This is a genomic window from Geothrix limicola, from assembly GCF_030268085.1.
Lineage (GTDB): Bacteria > Acidobacteriota > Holophagae > Holophagales > Holophagaceae > Geothrix > Geothrix limicola.
Genome location: NZ_BSDE01000001.1, coordinates 251,379 through 267,320, shown reverse-complemented (window position 1 = coordinate 267,320; position 15,942 = coordinate 251,379). Strand labels below are relative to the sequence as shown.

The window sequence follows — 15,942 nt, the reverse complement described above, 5'->3', positions numbered from 1 at the left end:
CATAGGTCCCCCTCTCATCGACCCTGGGAGCTCGGCTGGCGTTGAAGGGTTGCTTCAGAAACCGGAGCCGACTGGAACACCGTGGACCTTTCGAACGAAAACGGGCCCCCGTCCCGAAGGTCGAGGGCCCGCTTCGCCTGGGCTGGCTCGGCTACTTGAACGTCACCAGCTGGATGATCCAGGGCGCGCCGCCATTCTGGGTGGCGGTGGCGTTGTAGGTTCCGGGCGTCGTGGCCACGCGATCCTGGATGATGTTGCCCCAGTCCGACTGGAAACGCTGGGTGTACCCGGTGCCGGGGGCATCGGTCCACCAGGGCACGTTGGTGGCGCTGAAGAGGAGTTCGTTGGGCGAATCCGTCGTGACGGCGCCGCTGTCCAGGGTGACGGTGCTGCCGATGGCCGCGGCGGTGGTGCCCAGGGAGCGGACACCGACATAGTCCGCGATGATCACGTCCGGGTAGGCGGCGGGACTGTCGAAGGTGACCGTCACCGTGTTCGCCCCGGCCTCGGCCGACCGGATGTTGCTCGCATAGTAGATGGCCTGGGTGCCCGGCTGGTCCGGGTTCTGAGTGGGCCCCACCGCCAGGGTGTAGGCGTTGCCGCTGGAATCGGTCACCGAGGTCACGTGGGCCGAGGTGTCCTGCCACTGGACCGCCAGGACGTTCAGATCGCCCGCCACCTGCGCGGAGGCGTAGGTCGCCTGGAGGGATGTGGCCGCATCGACATAGGTGCTCTCGTTGGCCTGCACGAAGGTGGGACTCGGCGCAACGACCGAAACCTGGAGGGGCACATGGACCGTGCGCCCTTCGGAGGAGGCGGTCAGGACGACCCGCCCGCCCTCGCGCTCATGCGCTCGATCCTCGTGGCGCGTCTCCGGGGAAGAGGCGAGCGTGAGGGTGGAAGACACGGCGGAAGCCCCCGAATCGAAGGTCACGGGATTGGGCGAGAAGGTCGCCGTGACGCCGCAGGGCAGGCCCGAGATGGCCAGGTGGGTCGGCGAGCTGAAGCCGTTCAGGCTCAGGACCGTTTCCTTCGTCTGGGTGCCGAAGCCCCGCATCACCTCGATGGAGGATGAACGGGGCTCCAGCCTGAAGGCCGGCCGGCCCTCGGTGGCCGTGATGGCGCTGACCACGGCCTCGGGCAACAGGCTTCCGGCCGAAGCCTTGAACTCGACCAGGATCTGGCCCGACGCGTCGGCCTTGGCGGTGAAGCTTCGGGTGATCGCCTTATGCGCTGCGCCGGCATGCTTGAAGATATCGAAGCGGCCGAGGACTTCTCCTCCGTTGATGAAGACGTCCTGCAGCCTCTGGCCGCGGGCCGTGGCGGAGTCCTCCACGAAGTGGAGCCTGACGTGATACTCCGCGTTCGGCAGGAATCCAATGAGGTTGTACTGGAAGTGGCTCCCCTTCCGAAGGTTCTGGTAGACCGCCTGGGGCGCCGGGTTCCGGACATCCGAGGCGTCCACGGGCGCGGGGTTGCTGCGCATCTGCGAATCCCCGGCCACATCCTTCCAATAGCCGTCGGGCTCCCAATTGCCCTGGGCGTTCGCGTTGCCGCAGCCGAGGAAGTAGGGGATCACGATGGGCGCTTCCGCCGCCGACGGCGCGTAGCTCACGGCCTCCCATTCCGCCTGGGTCCTGGTGGCGGGGTCGGTATCGGAATGGAACCGGAAACCCTGGGAGCTGGTCAGGATCTGACCGAAGTCGGGCCGATTGCTTTGCGAGGGTTGATCGCCCGGGGGGATGTTGAAGATCCATCCCCCGGTGAGGTCCGTCCATCCCCCACCCGCTGAATACATCCAGGCGTTGCTCATCGTCGCCGTCCGATTGCCCCAGGTGTTGGCGTAGTTCTCGGCGAAGGAGTAGAACCGATCCGTCTGCAGCGCCGTCCCTCCCGTGTTGGCGCGGTACGTCACGACATAGACCCAGGTGCCCAGGCTCGCATCGTAGAAGAAGGCATTGAAGCGGAGGTGGATCCCATCCGGCTCGGGGAACACGCGGTAGGCGCAGCGGTAGTCCGTGCCGTACTGCCAGTCGTAGTGGAAGAGGAACTGGGCCCCCGTGCCCTCCCCGCCGAAGCGCCCGTGCTTCTTGATGTCCAGCGTGGCGTTGTAGGCATACTCCGTCGTCATCTCGGTCGTGTCCCAGATCGAGAAGATACCGGTCCGGGCCGTGACACTGTCGTTCATCTGGATGCCGCCATAGCCCCAGGCGTTGCCGATCATGCCGTAGTAGGTGCCGGGCACCGCGGCACTGACATTGATCTGGTTCTCGAAGATGAGCGCAGAGCCCTTCCCGCCGTTGTAGGCGAGATCCTGGGCGCCGGCCTGGCTGGCCGAAACGCACAGGCCCGCCACGATGGCGAGGGTCCTCCAGTGGTTCAGCGCGCGTGGAAACCTCGGTTCAAAAGCCATTGCTTCTCCTGTCGAAGACCGGGAAGGCTCCCGGCGGGTTCATCGAGACAAAGGAACGCGATCTGCGGCCCCCTTCCTGGAGGCGCTCCGGCCGAAGAGACCGACAGCCGAACCCTGAAGACTTGAAGATCGGAACGGGGCTGGGAATATATTTTTGAGCAAACAAAAGAATTCAATTGTCAAAGAATTTTCTGTAGCATATGGACACACTTAAAAGGGGTCAAGAAAAATATTGTGTCATCGATATTTTTAATCTGCCCTTCGGCTGAACCCGGCCGAAGCGCCAGGGATTGCCCCCGCATCCGGCCTGGAGCCTGTGGCGACGCCGGCTAGGACGGCTTCTCGGTCCGTTCCCAAGCCCACTTCCGGTAGGCGGCCGGACTCAGGCCCACGACCTGTTTGAAATGGCGGCTCAGGGCGGCCTGATCGCAGAAGCCCACCTCATCGGCGATGGCGGCGATGGGATGATCGGAGTCCGCCAGGGCCTGGGCCGCGGCCTGGATGCGCACCTTCATCACGTACTGGCCGGGGCTCAGGTGGAAGAGCTTCCGCATGCGCCGCTCGAACTGGCCCAGGGACAACCCGGCCAGGGCGGCCAGTTCTTCGAGGCGCAGCCCCTCGGCGAAGTGCCCGTGGATGTGATCCACGGCGGCGGCGAAGGGCGCGTCGATGAAGCCCGCGCGGCTGGGCTCGGGCAGGTCCGTGCTGAGGCAGGCCAGGGCCACCACGCGCCCACCTGTGTCCTTCAGGGGCACCTTTTGAGTCAGGCACCAGCCCGGCCGCAGATCCGGATAGAGGGTCAGATCCAGCGCGTCCACGATGGGCCGGCCTGTGCGGAACAATCGGGCATCTTGCTCGGCGTAGCGCCGGGCCATGTCCGCGGGCCAGAGGTCGAAGGCCGATTTGCCGAGGGCCGCCTCCTTGGAGGGCAGGCCGCAACGCTCAACGCCGCTCCGGCTCATGGCCAGGTAGCGTCCCTCGGGATCCTTCACGGTGAAGACCGCGTCGCGGACGTGATCGAAGAGTTCCTCCACGAACCCGAGGCTGTCGAGCCGGCTCAGGAGGGCATCCAGGCCCGAGACGCGAGGGAGAGGCATGTCAGGCAGTCTAACCCGCCTGGATGCACCTCCGGTCCCATCCTTGTCTCATTCGCCGGTCATGACAGGAGAATGAGACAAGACCGCCCGCACCCTATAACGACAAGATGAGGCCTTCCCCTGAAGGAACGTCCATGGCCAGTCGCTTATCCATCTGCGTCGTCGATAGCCATACCGGCGGCGAGCCGACCCGCGTGGTGCTCGAGGGCGCGCCCGATCTCGGCAGTGGCCCCCTGAGCGAACGCCGCGAACGGCTCATGACGGTCCACGACGCCTGGCGCCGGGCCGTGGCCTGCGAACCCCGGGCCTCGGAAGTCCTCGTGGGCGCCCTGCTGGTGGAACCCCATGAACCCGGCTGCGACCTCGGCATCATCTTCTTCAACAACGTCGGCGTGCTGGGCATGTGCGGTCACGGCACCCTCGGCGTGGTGGAGACCCTGCGCCACCTGGGGCGCCTGCAACCTGGCCGCCTGCGCATCGACACCCCCGTGGGCGTGGTGGAGGCCGAGCTGAGGGTGGACGGCACCGCCGTGGTGATCAACGTGCCATCCCATCGATACCGGCGCCAGGTCCCGGTTCAGGTGCCCGGCCTCGGCCTCGTTCACGGCGACGTGGCCTGGGGCGGCAACTGGTTCTTCCTCGTGGAGGACCATGGCCTCGACCTGCGTCCTTCCAACCTGCGCCGTCTGCAGGAGGCCGCCTGCGCCATCCGCGAGGCCCTCGGCCCGGCGAGCATCACGGGCGAGCACGGCGCCGAGATCGATCACATCGAACTCACGGGGCCGGCAGCCAACCGCGCGAACCACGGCCGGAACTTCGTGCTCTGCCCCGGCATGGAGTGGGACCGCAGCCCCTGCGGCACGGGCACCTCCGCCAAGCTGGCCTGCCTGCTCGACGAAGGCAAGCTGATCGAAGACCAGGTGTGGCGCCAGGAGAGTCTGGTGGGTTCGGTCTTCACGGGCTGGATGTCCAGGGTGAACGGGCAGGTGCTCCCCCACATCCAGGGACGCGCCTACATCACCGCCGAAGCCATCCTGATCCTCGACCTCGAGGATCCCTTCGCCTTCGGGATCCCCTCGTGAACCCGGACGTCCTCATCGTGGGCGGCGGCGTCGTGGGCGCCGCCTGCGCGCAGGCCCTCGCGACCGAGGGCTGCCGCGTCACGCTGCTTGAGGCCGAAGGCCTGGGTGGCGGCGCCACGGCCGCGGCCATGGGGCACCTGGTGGCCCTGGACGGTTCCGACGCCGAACTGGCCCTCTGCCGCCTGGGCCAGGCCCGCTGGAACGCGCTGGCCCCAGATCTGGGCGCGGCGCTGGAACTGGATCCCTGCGGCACCCTGTGGGTGGCGGCCGACGAGGAGGAGATGGCCCTCGTGAAGCCCCGCTGCGAGGCCTACCGCGCCGCGGGCATCGAGGCGGAACTGCTCGATGCCCGCGCCCTGCACGAAGCGGAACCCCACCTGGCCCCGCACCTGCCCGGCGGCATGCGCGTGCCCGGCGATTCGGTGATCTACCCGCCCGCGGGCGCGCGCCTGCTGGCGGAAGCGGCCCAGCGCGCGGGCGCGCGCATCCTCACGGGAATCCGGGTGGCCTCGCTGGAACCCCATGGCCTGCGGCTGGCGGATGGCACCGCCCTGTCGGCCGGATGCGTGGTGCTGGCGGCGGGCAGCGCGTCGAAAGCCCTGATCCCGAGGCTTCCCCTCGTGCGGCGCAAGGGCCACCTGGCCATCACCGAACGGCGTCCCGGCTTCCTCCACCACCAGCTGGTGGAACTCGGCTACCTCAAATCCGCCCATGGTTCCGACACCGACAGCGTGGCCTTCAACCTGCAGCCGCGGCCCAATGGTCAGCTGCTCCTGGGATCCAGCCGCCAGTTCGGGGACGAGGCGCCGGATATCCGCACCACCCTGCTGCGGCGCATGATCGAACAGGCCCTCTCCTACGTACCTGACCTCGCCCAGGTCTCCGTGGTCCGCGCCTGGACGGGCTTCCGCCCCATCACGCCGGATCACCGCCCGCTCATCGGGCCCCTGCCCGGCCACCCTGGCGTCCTCCTGGCCTGCGGCCACGAGGGCCTGGGCATCACCACAGCCCCCGCCACCGCCGAACTCATCGCCGCCGAAGTGCTCGGGCGGAAGCCGGCCATCGATCCCGCGCCCTACCTGCCTTCGCGCTTCCCGGAGCTGGCCCATGCCTAGGGTGATCCATGCCTAGAGTCATCGTGGATGGCCGGCCCGTCGACGTGGCCGAAGGCGCCCTGCTGGTGGCGGCCCTGGGCCTTCCGCCCGTGGCCTGCCGCAGCCTCTCGGGCGAGCCGCGCGGCCCCCTCTGCGGCATGGGCCAATGCTTCGAATGCCGCGTCCAATTGGAAGGCCGCGAGGTGCTGGCCTGCCTCACGCCCGCACGGGAAGGCATGGAGGTGCGCCGTGGCTAGGGCGCCGCGGATCCTCGTGCTGGGCGCCGGTCCGGCGGGCCTCGGCGCCGCCCTGGCCGCCGAAGCGCTAGGCGCCGACGTCACCCTCGTGGATGCGCTGCCCGAGCCCGGCGGCCAGATCTGGCGCGGGCTCTGGCGCAAGGACGCGCCCGGCAAGGCCGGGGCCCACTTCCACGCGCTGCGCACCAGCGGGGTCGTCCTGCGCATGGGCTGCCGCATCGTCACGGCGCCCGGGCCCGGCAGCCTGGGCCTCATCGGGCCCCATGGCCCCGAGGTCCTGTCCTACGACCGCCTCGTCCTTGCCAGCGGGGCGCGCGAGCGCTTCCTGCCTTTTCCCGGATGGACGCTGCCGGGCGTGCTCGGCGCAGGCGCCCTGCAGGGGCTCGTCAAAGGCGGCCTGGAGGTGAGGGGCAAGCGCGTGGTGGTGGCGGGCAGCGGCCCCCTGCTGCTGGCGGTGGCTTCGCACCTGCGCAGCCAGGGCGCGCGCGTGCTCACGGTGGCCGAGCAGGCGCCCAACCGTGCCCTGGTTTCGCTCATCCCCGGCCTGCTCGCGCGTCCGAAACTCCTGCTCCAGGCCCTGCCCTTCCTGAGCCTGCCCACGCAGGCGGGCGCCTGGGTGACCCGCGCGGAAGGCGAAGGACGCCTGGAACGCGTGCACCTGAATACGCCCAAGGGAGCCCGTGTGCTGGAGGCCGACCTGCTCGCCTGCGGCTTCGGACTGGTGCCCAACCTCGACCTGGCCCGCCTCCTGGGATGCGCCATCCACGAGGGCGCGGTGGCGGTCGATGAGCTGCAGCGCACCTCCGTGGCCGGCGTGTTCGCCGCCGGGGAATCCACGGGCATCGGCGGCGTGGACAAGGCCCTGACCGAAGGCCATCTCGCGGGCCTTGCGGCCACCGGGCTTGAGGACGAAGCCCGGCGCCACATCCCCGCCGCTGCGCGCAGCCGCGCCTGGGGACGGGCCCTGGAGGCGGCGCACGCCCTGCGTCCCGAGCTGCGCGGACTCGCCACGCCCGAGACGATGCTCTGCCGCTGCGAGGACGTGAGCGTGGGCGCACTCCAATCCTTCGCCCGGGGCCGCGACGCCCGCCTGCACGCCCGCTGCGGCATGGGTCGCTGCCAGGGCCGCACCTGCGGACCCGCCGCGGAATTCCTCTTCGGATGGGCCCCGGGCGGGCCCAACCAGCCCCTCGTTCCCACCACCTTCGCCGACCTCGTCGGCGCCCTTTCACCCACGGAGCAGCCATGAATCCCTTCCAGGGCGTCATTCCCGCCATCACCACGCCCTTCCTCGCCGATGACACGGTCAACTTCGCCGTCATGGACGCCCACGCCCGCTGGATGCTGGCCAACGGCTGCTCGGGCCTCGTGCCCTGCGGTTCCCTCGGCGAAGGCGCCACGCTGAGCTTCGACGAGAAGGTCGAGGTCATCCGTACCTGCGTGCTCGCCGCCGGCGACAAGCCCGTGATCGCGGGCATCGCAGCCCTCAGCACCGCCGAGGCCGTGCGCCTCGCCAAGGCCGCCGAGGCCGTGGGCGCCAAGGGCCTCATGGTGCTTCCGCCCTACGTCTACGTGGGCGACTGGGCCGAGATGCGCGCGCACCTCGATGCCGTCATCGACGCCACGCCCCTGCCCTGCCTCCTCTACAACAACCCCGTGGCCTACAAGGTCGACTTCCTGCCCGAGCAGATCGCCGAGATGGCCAAGCGCCACGCCAACCTCGTGGCCGTGAAGGAGAGCAGCACCGATGCCCGCCGCATCGCCGCCATCCGCGCCCTCATCGGCGACCGCCTCGTGCTGGGCGTGGGCGTGGACGACTGCCTCATGGAAGGCGTGGCCATGGGCGCCTCCTTCTGGATCGCCGGCCTCGTCAATGCCTTCCCCAAGGAGAGCGTGGAGCTCTTCGAACTCAGCCGCGCCGGCAAGTTCGACGAGGCCTTCCGCCTCTACGCCTGGTTCCTGCCCCTGCTGCGCATGGACACCGTGCCCAAGTTCGTGCAGCTCATCAAGCTCGTGCAGCAGGAGATGGGCTGGGGCAGCGAGCGCATGCGCGCCCCCCGCGCGGCCCTCGTCGGCGCCGAGCGCGAGGCGGCCCTGGCAGTACTGAAGCAGGCCCAGGCCACGCTGAACGAGGCGCTGCCGACCCGCGCCTAGGCCCTTTCAACCGCTTTCCTCCCTCAGGTGACATATGCTCCAAGGCCTCTCTCTTCTCGGTTCTGAACCCGGCCAGCGGGGATCCGCGACCTTCCAGGCCGTGAATCCCGCCACGGGCGAGGCCCTGGAGCCCCTCTTCCACAGCGCCACCGAGGCCGAGGTGGATCGGGCGGTGGCGCTGGCCCAGGCTGCCGCGCCCACTTTCGGCGCGCTGCCTGGAAGCAAGCGGGCCGCCCTGCTGCGCGCCATCGCCGAGGGCCTCGAAGCCGCGGCGCCAGACCTGGTGCCCCTGGCCATGACCGAAAGCGGCCTGCCCGAGGCCCGCGTGCGCGGCGAACTGGGCCGCACCTGCTTCCAGCTGCGTCTCTTCGCGGACGTGGCCGAAGAGGGTTCCTGGGTCGAGGCGCGCCTCGACAAGGGCGATCCGGCGCGCGCGCCGCTGCCCAAGCCTGATCTGCGTTCCGCCCTGCAACCCCTCGGCCCCGTGGCCGTCTTCGGGGCTTCCAACTTCCCCCTGGCCTTCGGCGCCCTGGGCGGCGACACCGCCTCGGCCCTGGCCGCGGGCTGCCCCGTGGTGGCTAAGGCGCACCCGCTGAATCCCGGCACCAGTGAACTGGTGGCACGCGTCACGCTGCGGGCCATCGCGGCGCTCGGCCTGCCTTCCGGCACCTTCAGCCTGCTCTTCGATGGGGGCCATGCCGTCGCCGCCCGGCTCGTGCGGCATCCCGCCATCCGCGCCGTGGGCTTCACGGGTTCCTACCGCGGCGGCAAGGCCCTCCTGGATCACGCCGCTTCGCGCCCCGAGCCCATCCCCGTCTACGCCGAAATGGGCAGCGCGAATCCGCTGACGGTGCTGCCGGCGGCGCTCTCCGGTCGCGGCGAAGCCATCGCCAAGGCCATCGGCGCCTCCGTGCTGAATGGCGTCGGCCAGTTCTGCACCTGCCCGGGCCTCGTCGTGGCCGTGAAGGGACCGGGTTTCGACGCGTTCCGCAACGGCCTCGCGGAAACCCTGAGCGGTGGCACATCCGGACCCATGCTCGGCGAAGGCATCGCACGCGCCTACCGCGAGGGACGCGCCGAACGGGAGGCCGCCGGCGCCACCTTGGCCTTCGCACCCCAGGGGACCTCGTCGCGTTTCGGCGCCCCCGCCCTGCTGGAAACCAGCGCCCGCACCTTCCTCGCCACGCCTTCCATGGCCGAGGAGGTCTTCGGACCGCTCACGCTCCTCGTAGCCTGCGAGGACGAAGAAGAACGGCGCGCCGTGCTCGCCTCCCTGTCGGGCCAGCTCACGGCCACCCTCTGGACGGGCGACGGCGATGAAGCCCTCGCCGCGGACCTGCTGCCTCTGCTCAGCGCCAAGGCCGGGCGCGTGCTGTTCAACGGCGTGCCCACCGGCGTCGAAGTGGGCCATGCCATGGTGCACGGCGGCCCCTGGCCCGCCACCAGCGCGCCCCAGACCACTTCCGTCGGTACCCGCGCCATCTCCCGCTGGGCCCGGCCCGTGTGCTACCAGGACACGCCCGAGGGCCTGCTCCCTCCCCCGCTGCGCCAGGACAACCCGCTCGGCCTCTGGCGCCTGCGGGACGGCGTGATGGGGAAACATTGAACCCGAACCTTCCCGGCTCGCGCCGCATACCCTGAAGGGGTCGCACCCGCGACGCAAAGGAAGCTCACCATGCAGATCGGAATCCCGAAGGAAATCAAGGACGGCGAAGCCCGGGTGGGCGCCACGCCCGAGGCCGTCCGAAACCTCGTCGAGGGCGGGCATTCCGTGTGGGTGGAAACGGGCGCGGGAGCCCGCGTCGGCTTCGGGGACGAGGCCTATGTGGCGGCCGGCGCGCGCATCGTCGTCGCGCCCGAAGAGGCCTTCGCCTGCCCCCTGATCGTCAAGGTGAAGGAGATCCAGAAGGCCGAGTACGCCCGGCTGCGGGCCGGGACCATCGTGGCCTGCTACCAGCAGTTGGGCCGAGATCCCGAGCTGCTGGACGCCGTCCTCGCCAGCGGCATCACTTGCCTCGCCTACGAAGGCGTCACCGCCTCCGACGGCAGCCGCCCCATGCTGACGCCCATGAGCGCCATCGCCGGGCAGATGACGGCGCAGATCGCCGCCTGGGCCCTCCAGCATCGCGAAGGCGAGCTCTGCGGCAGCGGCATCCTGCTCTCGGGCGCCGAAGGCGTGCCGCCCGCGCGCGTGCTCGTCGTCGGTGACGGCGTCGTGGGCCAGGCGGCCGCCAGGGCCTTCCTGCGGCTCGGCTGCCCCGTGACCGTGCTCGGCGTCGCCCTCCCGCAGCTGAAGCAGGTAGAGACAAAGCTGCTGGATGTTTCCGGGGGACGTCTGGAGACGGCGCTGTCCACACCCGCCACCCTGGCCGCCCGGGTGGCCCAGTCCGATGTCGTGATCGGCGCCATCTCCATCCCCGGCCGCCTGACGCCCAAGCTCATCACCCGGACCATGCTGAAGACCATGCGACGGGGCTCCGTGCTCATCGACGTGGGCATCGACATGGGCGGCCTCGCCGAAACCTCGCGGCAGACCAAGCTCTCCAACCCGCTCTACGTGGAGGAGGGCGTGCTCCACTACGGCGTGTCGAACATCCCGGCCCTCGTGCCGCGCGCGGCGACCCAGAGCCTCGTGGCCGCCACCCTGCCCTTCATGCGGCTCATCGCGGACCGGGGCCTGCAGGGCGCCGTGTCGGAGGCTCCGGGCCTGCTGGGCGGCCTGCTCGTACAGGGCGGCCGCATCGTGAGCGCCGCCTTGGCCGAAGATACGGGCCGGCCCTGCAGTCCCCGCGAGGCGCACCCCGTGCGTTGAGCCCTTCAACAGAAGGCCACCTGAAGGCACCGACATGACGTCAACCCCTTCCATCCATGTTCTTGACATGCACACCGGTGGCGAGCCGGTCCGCATCGTGCGCAGCGGGTACCCGCCCATCGAAGGCGCGACCATCCTCACCAAGCGCCGCCATGTCCGCGAGCACCTCGACCACCTGCGCAAGCTGCTCATGTTCGAACCCCGCGGTCACTACGACATGTACGGGGCGCTGCTGGTGCCGCCGAGTCTTCCTGGCGCGGATCTGGCGGTGCTGTTCATGCACAACGAGGGCTACAGCACCATGTGCGGCCACGCCACCATCGCCCTCGGCCGCTACGCCGTGGACCACGGCCTGGTGCCGAAGGTGGAGCCCATCACCGAAGTGGGCCTCGAATGCCCCTGCGGACTCGTGAAGGTCTACGTGGAAGTCAGGGATGGCAAGGCCGGACGCGTGAGCTTCGACAGCGTGCCCGCCTTCCTGCTGGCCGAACAGATTCGGGTGGAGGTTCCGGGCTTCGGACCGGTGACGACGGACGTGAGCTATGGCGGGGCCTTCTACGCCCTGGCGGACGCGGGCCAGTTCGGCCTCGATGTGCGAACCAGCCGCGTGCGGGATCTGGTCGATGCCGCCACGGTCCTCTCCGCCGCCGTCAACCGCGCGATTCCCATCGAGCATCCCCTCGAGCCGGACCTGGGGTTTCTCTACGGCAGCATCCTCACGGATGGCCGCGAGCGCCCGGAGGAAGGCCCCTCCGCCAACATCTGCGTCTTCGCGGATGCGGAGGTGGACCGCAGCCCCACCGGATCGGGCGTCACCGCCCGCATGGCCGCGCGGTTCCAGCGCGGGCTCGTGCGTGCCGGGCAGGTCTGCGAGATCGACAGCGTCACCGGCGCCCGTTTCACAGGGGAAATCCGAACTGAAATCGCCTGTGGCTCCAAGCCCGCCGTCACTGTCCGCGTGGGCGGATCGGCCCACTACACCGGCGAGGCCCGGTTCTGGCTCGAGGATGGGGACGAGATCGGGAAGGGCTTCCTCCTGAAGTAGACCGGCCCGCGAAAGCCCTGGGTTCCGGGATCGTTTGGAGTTATATCTGATGTATTAGTCCAGAATGACCGTGTCGACCAGACCGAATCAATCCTGGCGGCACCGCATGGGGGATCCGCATGAAGCTTCCGCACCCGACCCTTCGTGGCATGGCGACGTTCCTCCTTTTCGCAGGGATGTCGCTGAGCGCCCAGAGTCCCCTGCCCAAGCCGGACTTCGCCCGCGCCGCCGGGCTCCGGACCCTCGTCGACCACAAGGTGCGCCACGGCGACCTCCGTCCCCTGTGGCTGCCCGACGGCAGCGCCTTCCTCTACCGGGATGAGCTCGGGGATGGAACCTGGGCCTGGGTGCTCATGGAGGTGCCCTCGGGCTCCAAGCAGCCCGCCTTCGATCAGGTTGCGCTGGCCAAGGCCCTCGGCACGGCGCTCGGACGCAGCGTCGAGGCAGGCAAGCTCCCGATGGAGGACCTGAGCTGCCCCTCGGCCACCAGCCTCCGTTTCCGCGTGGAGAAACAGATCTGGATCTGCGACCTGAAGGACTATGCGCTGCATCCCGAACCCGACAAACCCAAGCGCGAAGACGACAAGCCCGGTGATCCCAAGAGCCCGGACGGGCGATTCGTGGCGGCGCTGCGCGGTGACAACGTCGCCGTCCTCCGCGTGAAGGAGGGCACCGAAGTCTTCCGCAGCCGCGACGGCAACCTGGGCGACGCCTACACAGGGGAATTCCACTGGAGCCCCGATTCCAAACGGCTCGTGGCCCTGCGCGCCACCAAAGTGGAACAGCGCAAGGTGACCCTCGTGGAATCCACGCCCAGGGAACAGTTCCAGCCCAAGACTCAGATCAACGAATACACCAAGCCCGGCGACCCCCTGCCCCGCCCCAGGCCCCAGCTTTTCGAAGTCGAGACGGGCCGCCAGATTCCCGTGAAGGATGACCTCGCGCCCAATCCCTACGAGGTTTCCGAGGTCCGCTGGAGCAAGGACGGCAGCCGTTTCACCTACCTCTACAACGAGCGCGGCCACCAGCTCCTGCGCGTCGTTTCGGTGGATGCGGGAACGGGCGACTCCAAGGTGCTGGTGGAGGAGCGCAGCGCGACCTTCATCGACTACTCCGGGAAATTCTTCCTGGAATTCCTGGACGACACGCACGAACTCGTCTGGATGAGCGAGCGGGATGGCTGGAACCACCTCTACCTCTACGACAGCCAAGATGGCCGTCTGAAGGGACAGATCACCCGCGGCGCCTGGCCCGTGCGCGCCGTGGAGCAGGTGGATCCCAAGACCCGCCGGGTCACCTTCACCGCCGGCGGCCTGCACCCCGGACAGGATCCCTACTACCTCCATTACGCGTCCGTGAACCTTGACGGCAGCGGCCTGCGCATCCTCACCGAAGGCGATGGCACCCACCGCGCCACCTTCAGCCCGGACCGTCGCTACTTCGTGGACCTGTGCTCCCGCGTGGATCTGCCGCCCGTCGCGCGGCTCTATCGCGCCGAGGACGGAGCCGTCCTGGCCGAGGTCGAAAAGGCGGATTGGACCGCCCTGCTTGCCACAGGCTGGCGGCCTCCCGAACGGTTCACCGCCAAGGGACGCGACGGGAAGACCGATATCTTCGGCGTCATCTTCCGGCCCTTCGCCTTCGACCCCGCCCGGAAGTATCCCGTGATCGAATACATCTACGCGGGCCCCCACGACAGCCACGTGCCCAAGGCCTTCCGCGCCTACCACTCGCCCCAGTTCTTCGCCGAGCTCGGCTTCATCGTCGTGCAGATGGACGGCATGGGCACCAGCAACCGCTCCAAGGCCTTCCACGACGTCTGCTGGAAGAACCTGGGCGACTCGGGCTTCCCCGACCGCATGGCCTGGATCCGCGCGGCGACCGCGGCCCATCCCGAGATGGACCTCAGCCGCGGCGTGGGCATCTACGGCGGCAGCGCCGGCGGGCAGAGCGCGCTACGGGCCCTCCTGGCCTTCGGCGATTTCTACACCGTCGCCGCCTCGGACTGCGGCTGCCACGACAACCGCCTGGACAAGATCTGGTGGAACGAGCAGTGGATGGGCTGGCCCATCGGCCCCCACTACGAAGCCCAGAGCAACATCACCCAGGCGCACAACCTGAAGGGCAAGCTCCTCCTGACCGTGGGTGAGATGGACCATAACGTGGATCCCGCCTCCACGCTGCAGGTGGTGGACGCCCTCATCAAGGCCGACAAGGATTTCGAGATGCTCGTCGTGCCCGGCGCGGACCACTGGCTGCTGGAGAACCCCTACATCCGCCGGCGCATCGGCGATTTCTTCGTGCGCAACCTGATGAACGCCCAACCCAAGAGGTGATTACATGAAGCAGCCCCTGCTCCTGCTCTGCGCCATGCTCGTGGCGTCCGCCACCCTCCGGCCCTGCACCGTCATCGCCGCGGGCAAGAAGGCGACGAAGGATGGATCGGTGATCCTCTCCCACACGGACTGCGGGCCGGACTCGCGAATCCGCGTCGTGCCCGCCATGCGCTTCAAGCCCGGTGACCAGGCCGCCATCTACTGGGGCCTGCAGGATCCTTCGCAACCCCTGGATCATCCGCGGGAGGTGCTCGGGCACATCCCCCAGGTCACGCAGACCTACGGCTACTTCCAGTCCGCCTACTCCCACATGAACGAGCACCAGCTCGGCATCGCGGAAAGCACCACGAGCCAGCGCCCAGAGCTGATCGTGACCAAGGGCGCGGGCGACCAGATCATGACCATCGAGCAGGCCCAGATCTTCGCCCTCCAGCGTTGCCGCAAGGCCAAGGACGCGGTGCGCCTCGTGGGCGAGCTGCTCGAAACCCACGGGTTCCTGCCCTCCGCGGGCGATGGCTCCGAAGCCCTCGTCATCGGCGACACGGAGGAGGCCTGGGTCTTCGAGGTCTTCGCCGTCGGCCCCGGATGGAAGAAGGCGGGTGGAAAACCCGGCGCCATCTGGGCCGCCCAGCGCATTCCCGATGACGAGGCCGTGCTCATCCCGAACTGGAGCATCATCAAGGCCATCGATCCGGCGGACAGCACCCGTTTCCTCGTTTCGAAGAACTACAAGCAGGAGGCCATCGATCGCGGCTGGTTCGATCCTGCCTCGGGTCGCCCCTTCATCTGGCAGGAGGCCTATGCACCCCTGCCCGACGAGGTGGCCACCGGCCGAAGCTGGCTCTTCGCCACCACCTTCGCCCCGAGCATGCGCCCCGGCGGGCACCCCTGGCCCAACCGCAGGCTCGGCCCGGAGGATCCCGCCAAGGGCCTCAACGCCTACTTCCAGACGGTGGAGCCGCTCTCCATCTATCCCTTCTCACTGAAACCGGAGAAGAAGATCTCCGTGCAGGATGTCATCGCCTTCCAGCGCTCCACCATGGAAGGCACCATCTACGACATGGCCTCGGACCCCGCCTGGCGCGTCCCCGACGGCAAGGGCGGCCTGGTGCAGAGCCCCCTCGCCACGCCCTTCCCAGGCAGGGATTTGCGCGCGCTCCTTCGGATCACCTACCGGCGCCCCGTGGCCCGTCACCGCGGCTTCTACGGCATGGTGTGCCAGCTGCGCGGCTGGTTGCCCGATGCCATCGGCGGCCTCTACTGGGTCTATCTGGACAACCCCGCCATCAGCCCCTACGTGCCCATGTACGCGGGCGTCACGGCCACCGCCCCCAGCTACCAGACCTACGATCCCGAGGCCTACAGCGACGCCAGTGCGCGCTGGACCATCGACTTCGTGGACAACCTCGCCAACCTTCGCTACCAGGAAGCCATCCGGGATGTGCGGGCAGCTCGAGCCCCCTTCGAGCAGGCCATCTTCGACCGCCTGCCCGCCCTGGAAGCCGAGGCGCTGGCGCTTCACAAGAAGGACCCGGAGGCCGCCAAGCGGCTCCTCACGGATTACTGTGTGGGCCTCCAGAACGCAGTTCCCGCCTTCTACATCCGGCTGCGCGAGAAGCTCATCACGAAGTACACCAACAACCGGGAGTAGG

At 68.9% G+C, this 15,942-nt stretch carries 12 protein-coding genes; 10 read left to right on the top strand and 2 right to left on the bottom strand.

What is annotated here, in order from left to right; all coding sequences use genetic code 11:
- Positions 1-151 precede the first annotated feature (151 nt).
- Both QSJ34_RS01120 and QSJ34_RS01115 read right to left on the bottom strand, forming a co-directional pair.
- Entirely contained in the window at positions 152-2,413 is a 2,262-nt protein-coding gene (locus QSJ34_RS01120; protein WP_285569171.1) for a DUF3472 domain-containing protein, read from the bottom strand.
- Positions 2,414-2,742: 329 nt separating this feature from the next.
- A complete protein-coding gene (locus tag QSJ34_RS01115) occupies positions 2,743-3,510 on the bottom strand; it encodes an AraC family transcriptional regulator (RefSeq protein ID WP_285569168.1) in 768 nt (255 codons plus the stop codon).
- A gap of 134 nt (positions 3,511-3,644) precedes the next feature.
- On the opposite strand from QSJ34_RS01115, the gene QSJ34_RS01110 reads away from it, so the two are divergent.
- The 10 genes from QSJ34_RS01110 to QSJ34_RS01065 all read left to right on the top strand — a co-directional run bounded on the left by QSJ34_RS01110 (position 3,645) and on the right by QSJ34_RS01065 (position 15,941).
- Entirely contained in the window at positions 3,645-4,592 is a 948-nt protein-coding gene (locus QSJ34_RS01110; protein ID WP_285569165.1) for a proline racemase family protein, read from the top strand.
- Entirely contained in the window at positions 4,589-5,707 is a 1,119-nt protein-coding gene (locus QSJ34_RS01105; protein ID WP_285569163.1) for an NAD(P)/FAD-dependent oxidoreductase, read from the top strand. Before QSJ34_RS01110 ends, QSJ34_RS01105 begins: the two co-directional genes overlap by 4 nt.
- 8 nt (positions 5,708-5,715) lie before the next feature.
- Complete coding sequence (locus QSJ34_RS01100) at positions 5,716-5,943, top strand: 2Fe-2S iron-sulfur cluster-binding protein (protein ID WP_285569161.1); 228 nt, start codon at positions 5,716-5,718, stop codon at positions 5,941-5,943.
- Entirely contained in the window at positions 5,936-7,192 is a 1,257-nt protein-coding gene (locus QSJ34_RS01095) for an NAD(P)/FAD-dependent oxidoreductase (RefSeq protein WP_285569159.1), read from the top strand. The genes QSJ34_RS01100 and QSJ34_RS01095 overlap by 8 nt, the downstream gene beginning before the upstream one ends.
- Positions 7,189-8,097 (top strand): dihydrodipicolinate synthase family protein, encoded by a 909-nt coding sequence (locus QSJ34_RS01090; RefSeq protein ID WP_285569157.1) that lies wholly within the window; start codon positions 7,189-7,191, stop codon positions 8,095-8,097. Before QSJ34_RS01095 ends, QSJ34_RS01090 begins: the two co-directional genes overlap by 4 nt.
- 34 nt (positions 8,098-8,131) lie before the next feature.
- Positions 8,132-9,703: an aldehyde dehydrogenase (NADP(+)) gene (locus QSJ34_RS01085; protein ID WP_285569154.1), complete on the top strand. Its 1,572-nt coding sequence runs from the start codon at positions 8,132-8,134 to the stop codon at positions 9,701-9,703.
- Between the two features lie 69 nt (positions 9,704-9,772).
- Complete coding sequence (locus tag QSJ34_RS01080; protein ID WP_285569151.1) at positions 9,773-10,909, top strand: alanine dehydrogenase; 1,137 nt, start codon at positions 9,773-9,775, stop codon at positions 10,907-10,909.
- Positions 10,910-10,943: 34 nt separating this feature from the next.
- On the top strand, positions 10,944-11,954 hold the full coding sequence (locus QSJ34_RS01075; protein WP_285569148.1) for a proline racemase family protein: 1,011 nt from the start codon (positions 10,944-10,946) through the stop codon (positions 11,952-11,954).
- Positions 11,955-12,073: 119 nt separating this feature from the next.
- Positions 12,074-14,290 (top strand): S9 family peptidase, encoded by a 2,217-nt coding sequence (locus QSJ34_RS01070; protein WP_285569145.1) that lies wholly within the window; start codon positions 12,074-12,076, stop codon positions 14,288-14,290.
- Between the two features lie 4 nt (positions 14,291-14,294).
- Positions 14,295-15,941: a dipeptidase gene (locus tag QSJ34_RS01065; RefSeq protein ID WP_285569142.1), complete on the top strand. Its 1,647-nt coding sequence runs from the start codon at positions 14,295-14,297 to the stop codon at positions 15,939-15,941.
- Position 15,942: the final 1 nt, after the last annotated feature.

Bases quoted from the DNA above. Each gene is read 5' to 3' on its own strand.
- QSJ34_RS01120 (WP_285569171.1), bottom strand. From the start codon at position 2,413: ATGGCTTTTGAACCGAGGTTTCCACGCGCGCTGAACCACTGGAGGACC.
- QSJ34_RS01115 (WP_285569168.1), bottom strand. From the start codon at position 3,510: ATGCCTCTCCCTCGCGTCTCGGGCCTGGATGCCCTCCTGAGCCGGCTC.
- QSJ34_RS01110 (WP_285569165.1), top strand. From the start codon at position 3,645: ATGGCCAGTCGCTTATCCATCTGCGTCGTCGATAGCCATACCGGCGGC.
- QSJ34_RS01100 (WP_285569161.1), top strand. From the start codon at position 5,716: ATGCCTAGAGTCATCGTGGATGGCCGGCCCGTCGACGTGGCCGAAGGC.
- QSJ34_RS01090 (WP_285569157.1), top strand. From the start codon at position 7,189: ATGAATCCCTTCCAGGGCGTCATTCCCGCCATCACCACGCCCTTCCTC.
- QSJ34_RS01085 (WP_285569154.1), top strand. From the start codon at position 8,132: ATGCTCCAAGGCCTCTCTCTTCTCGGTTCTGAACCCGGCCAGCGGGGA.
- QSJ34_RS01080 (WP_285569151.1), top strand. From the start codon at position 9,773: ATGCAGATCGGAATCCCGAAGGAAATCAAGGACGGCGAAGCCCGGGTG.
- QSJ34_RS01075 (WP_285569148.1), top strand. From the start codon at position 10,944: ATGACGTCAACCCCTTCCATCCATGTTCTTGACATGCACACCGGTGGC.
- QSJ34_RS01070 (WP_285569145.1), top strand. From the start codon at position 12,074: ATGAAGCTTCCGCACCCGACCCTTCGTGGCATGGCGACGTTCCTCCTT.
- QSJ34_RS01065 (WP_285569142.1), top strand. From the start codon at position 14,295: ATGAAGCAGCCCCTGCTCCTGCTCTGCGCCATGCTCGTGGCGTCCGCC.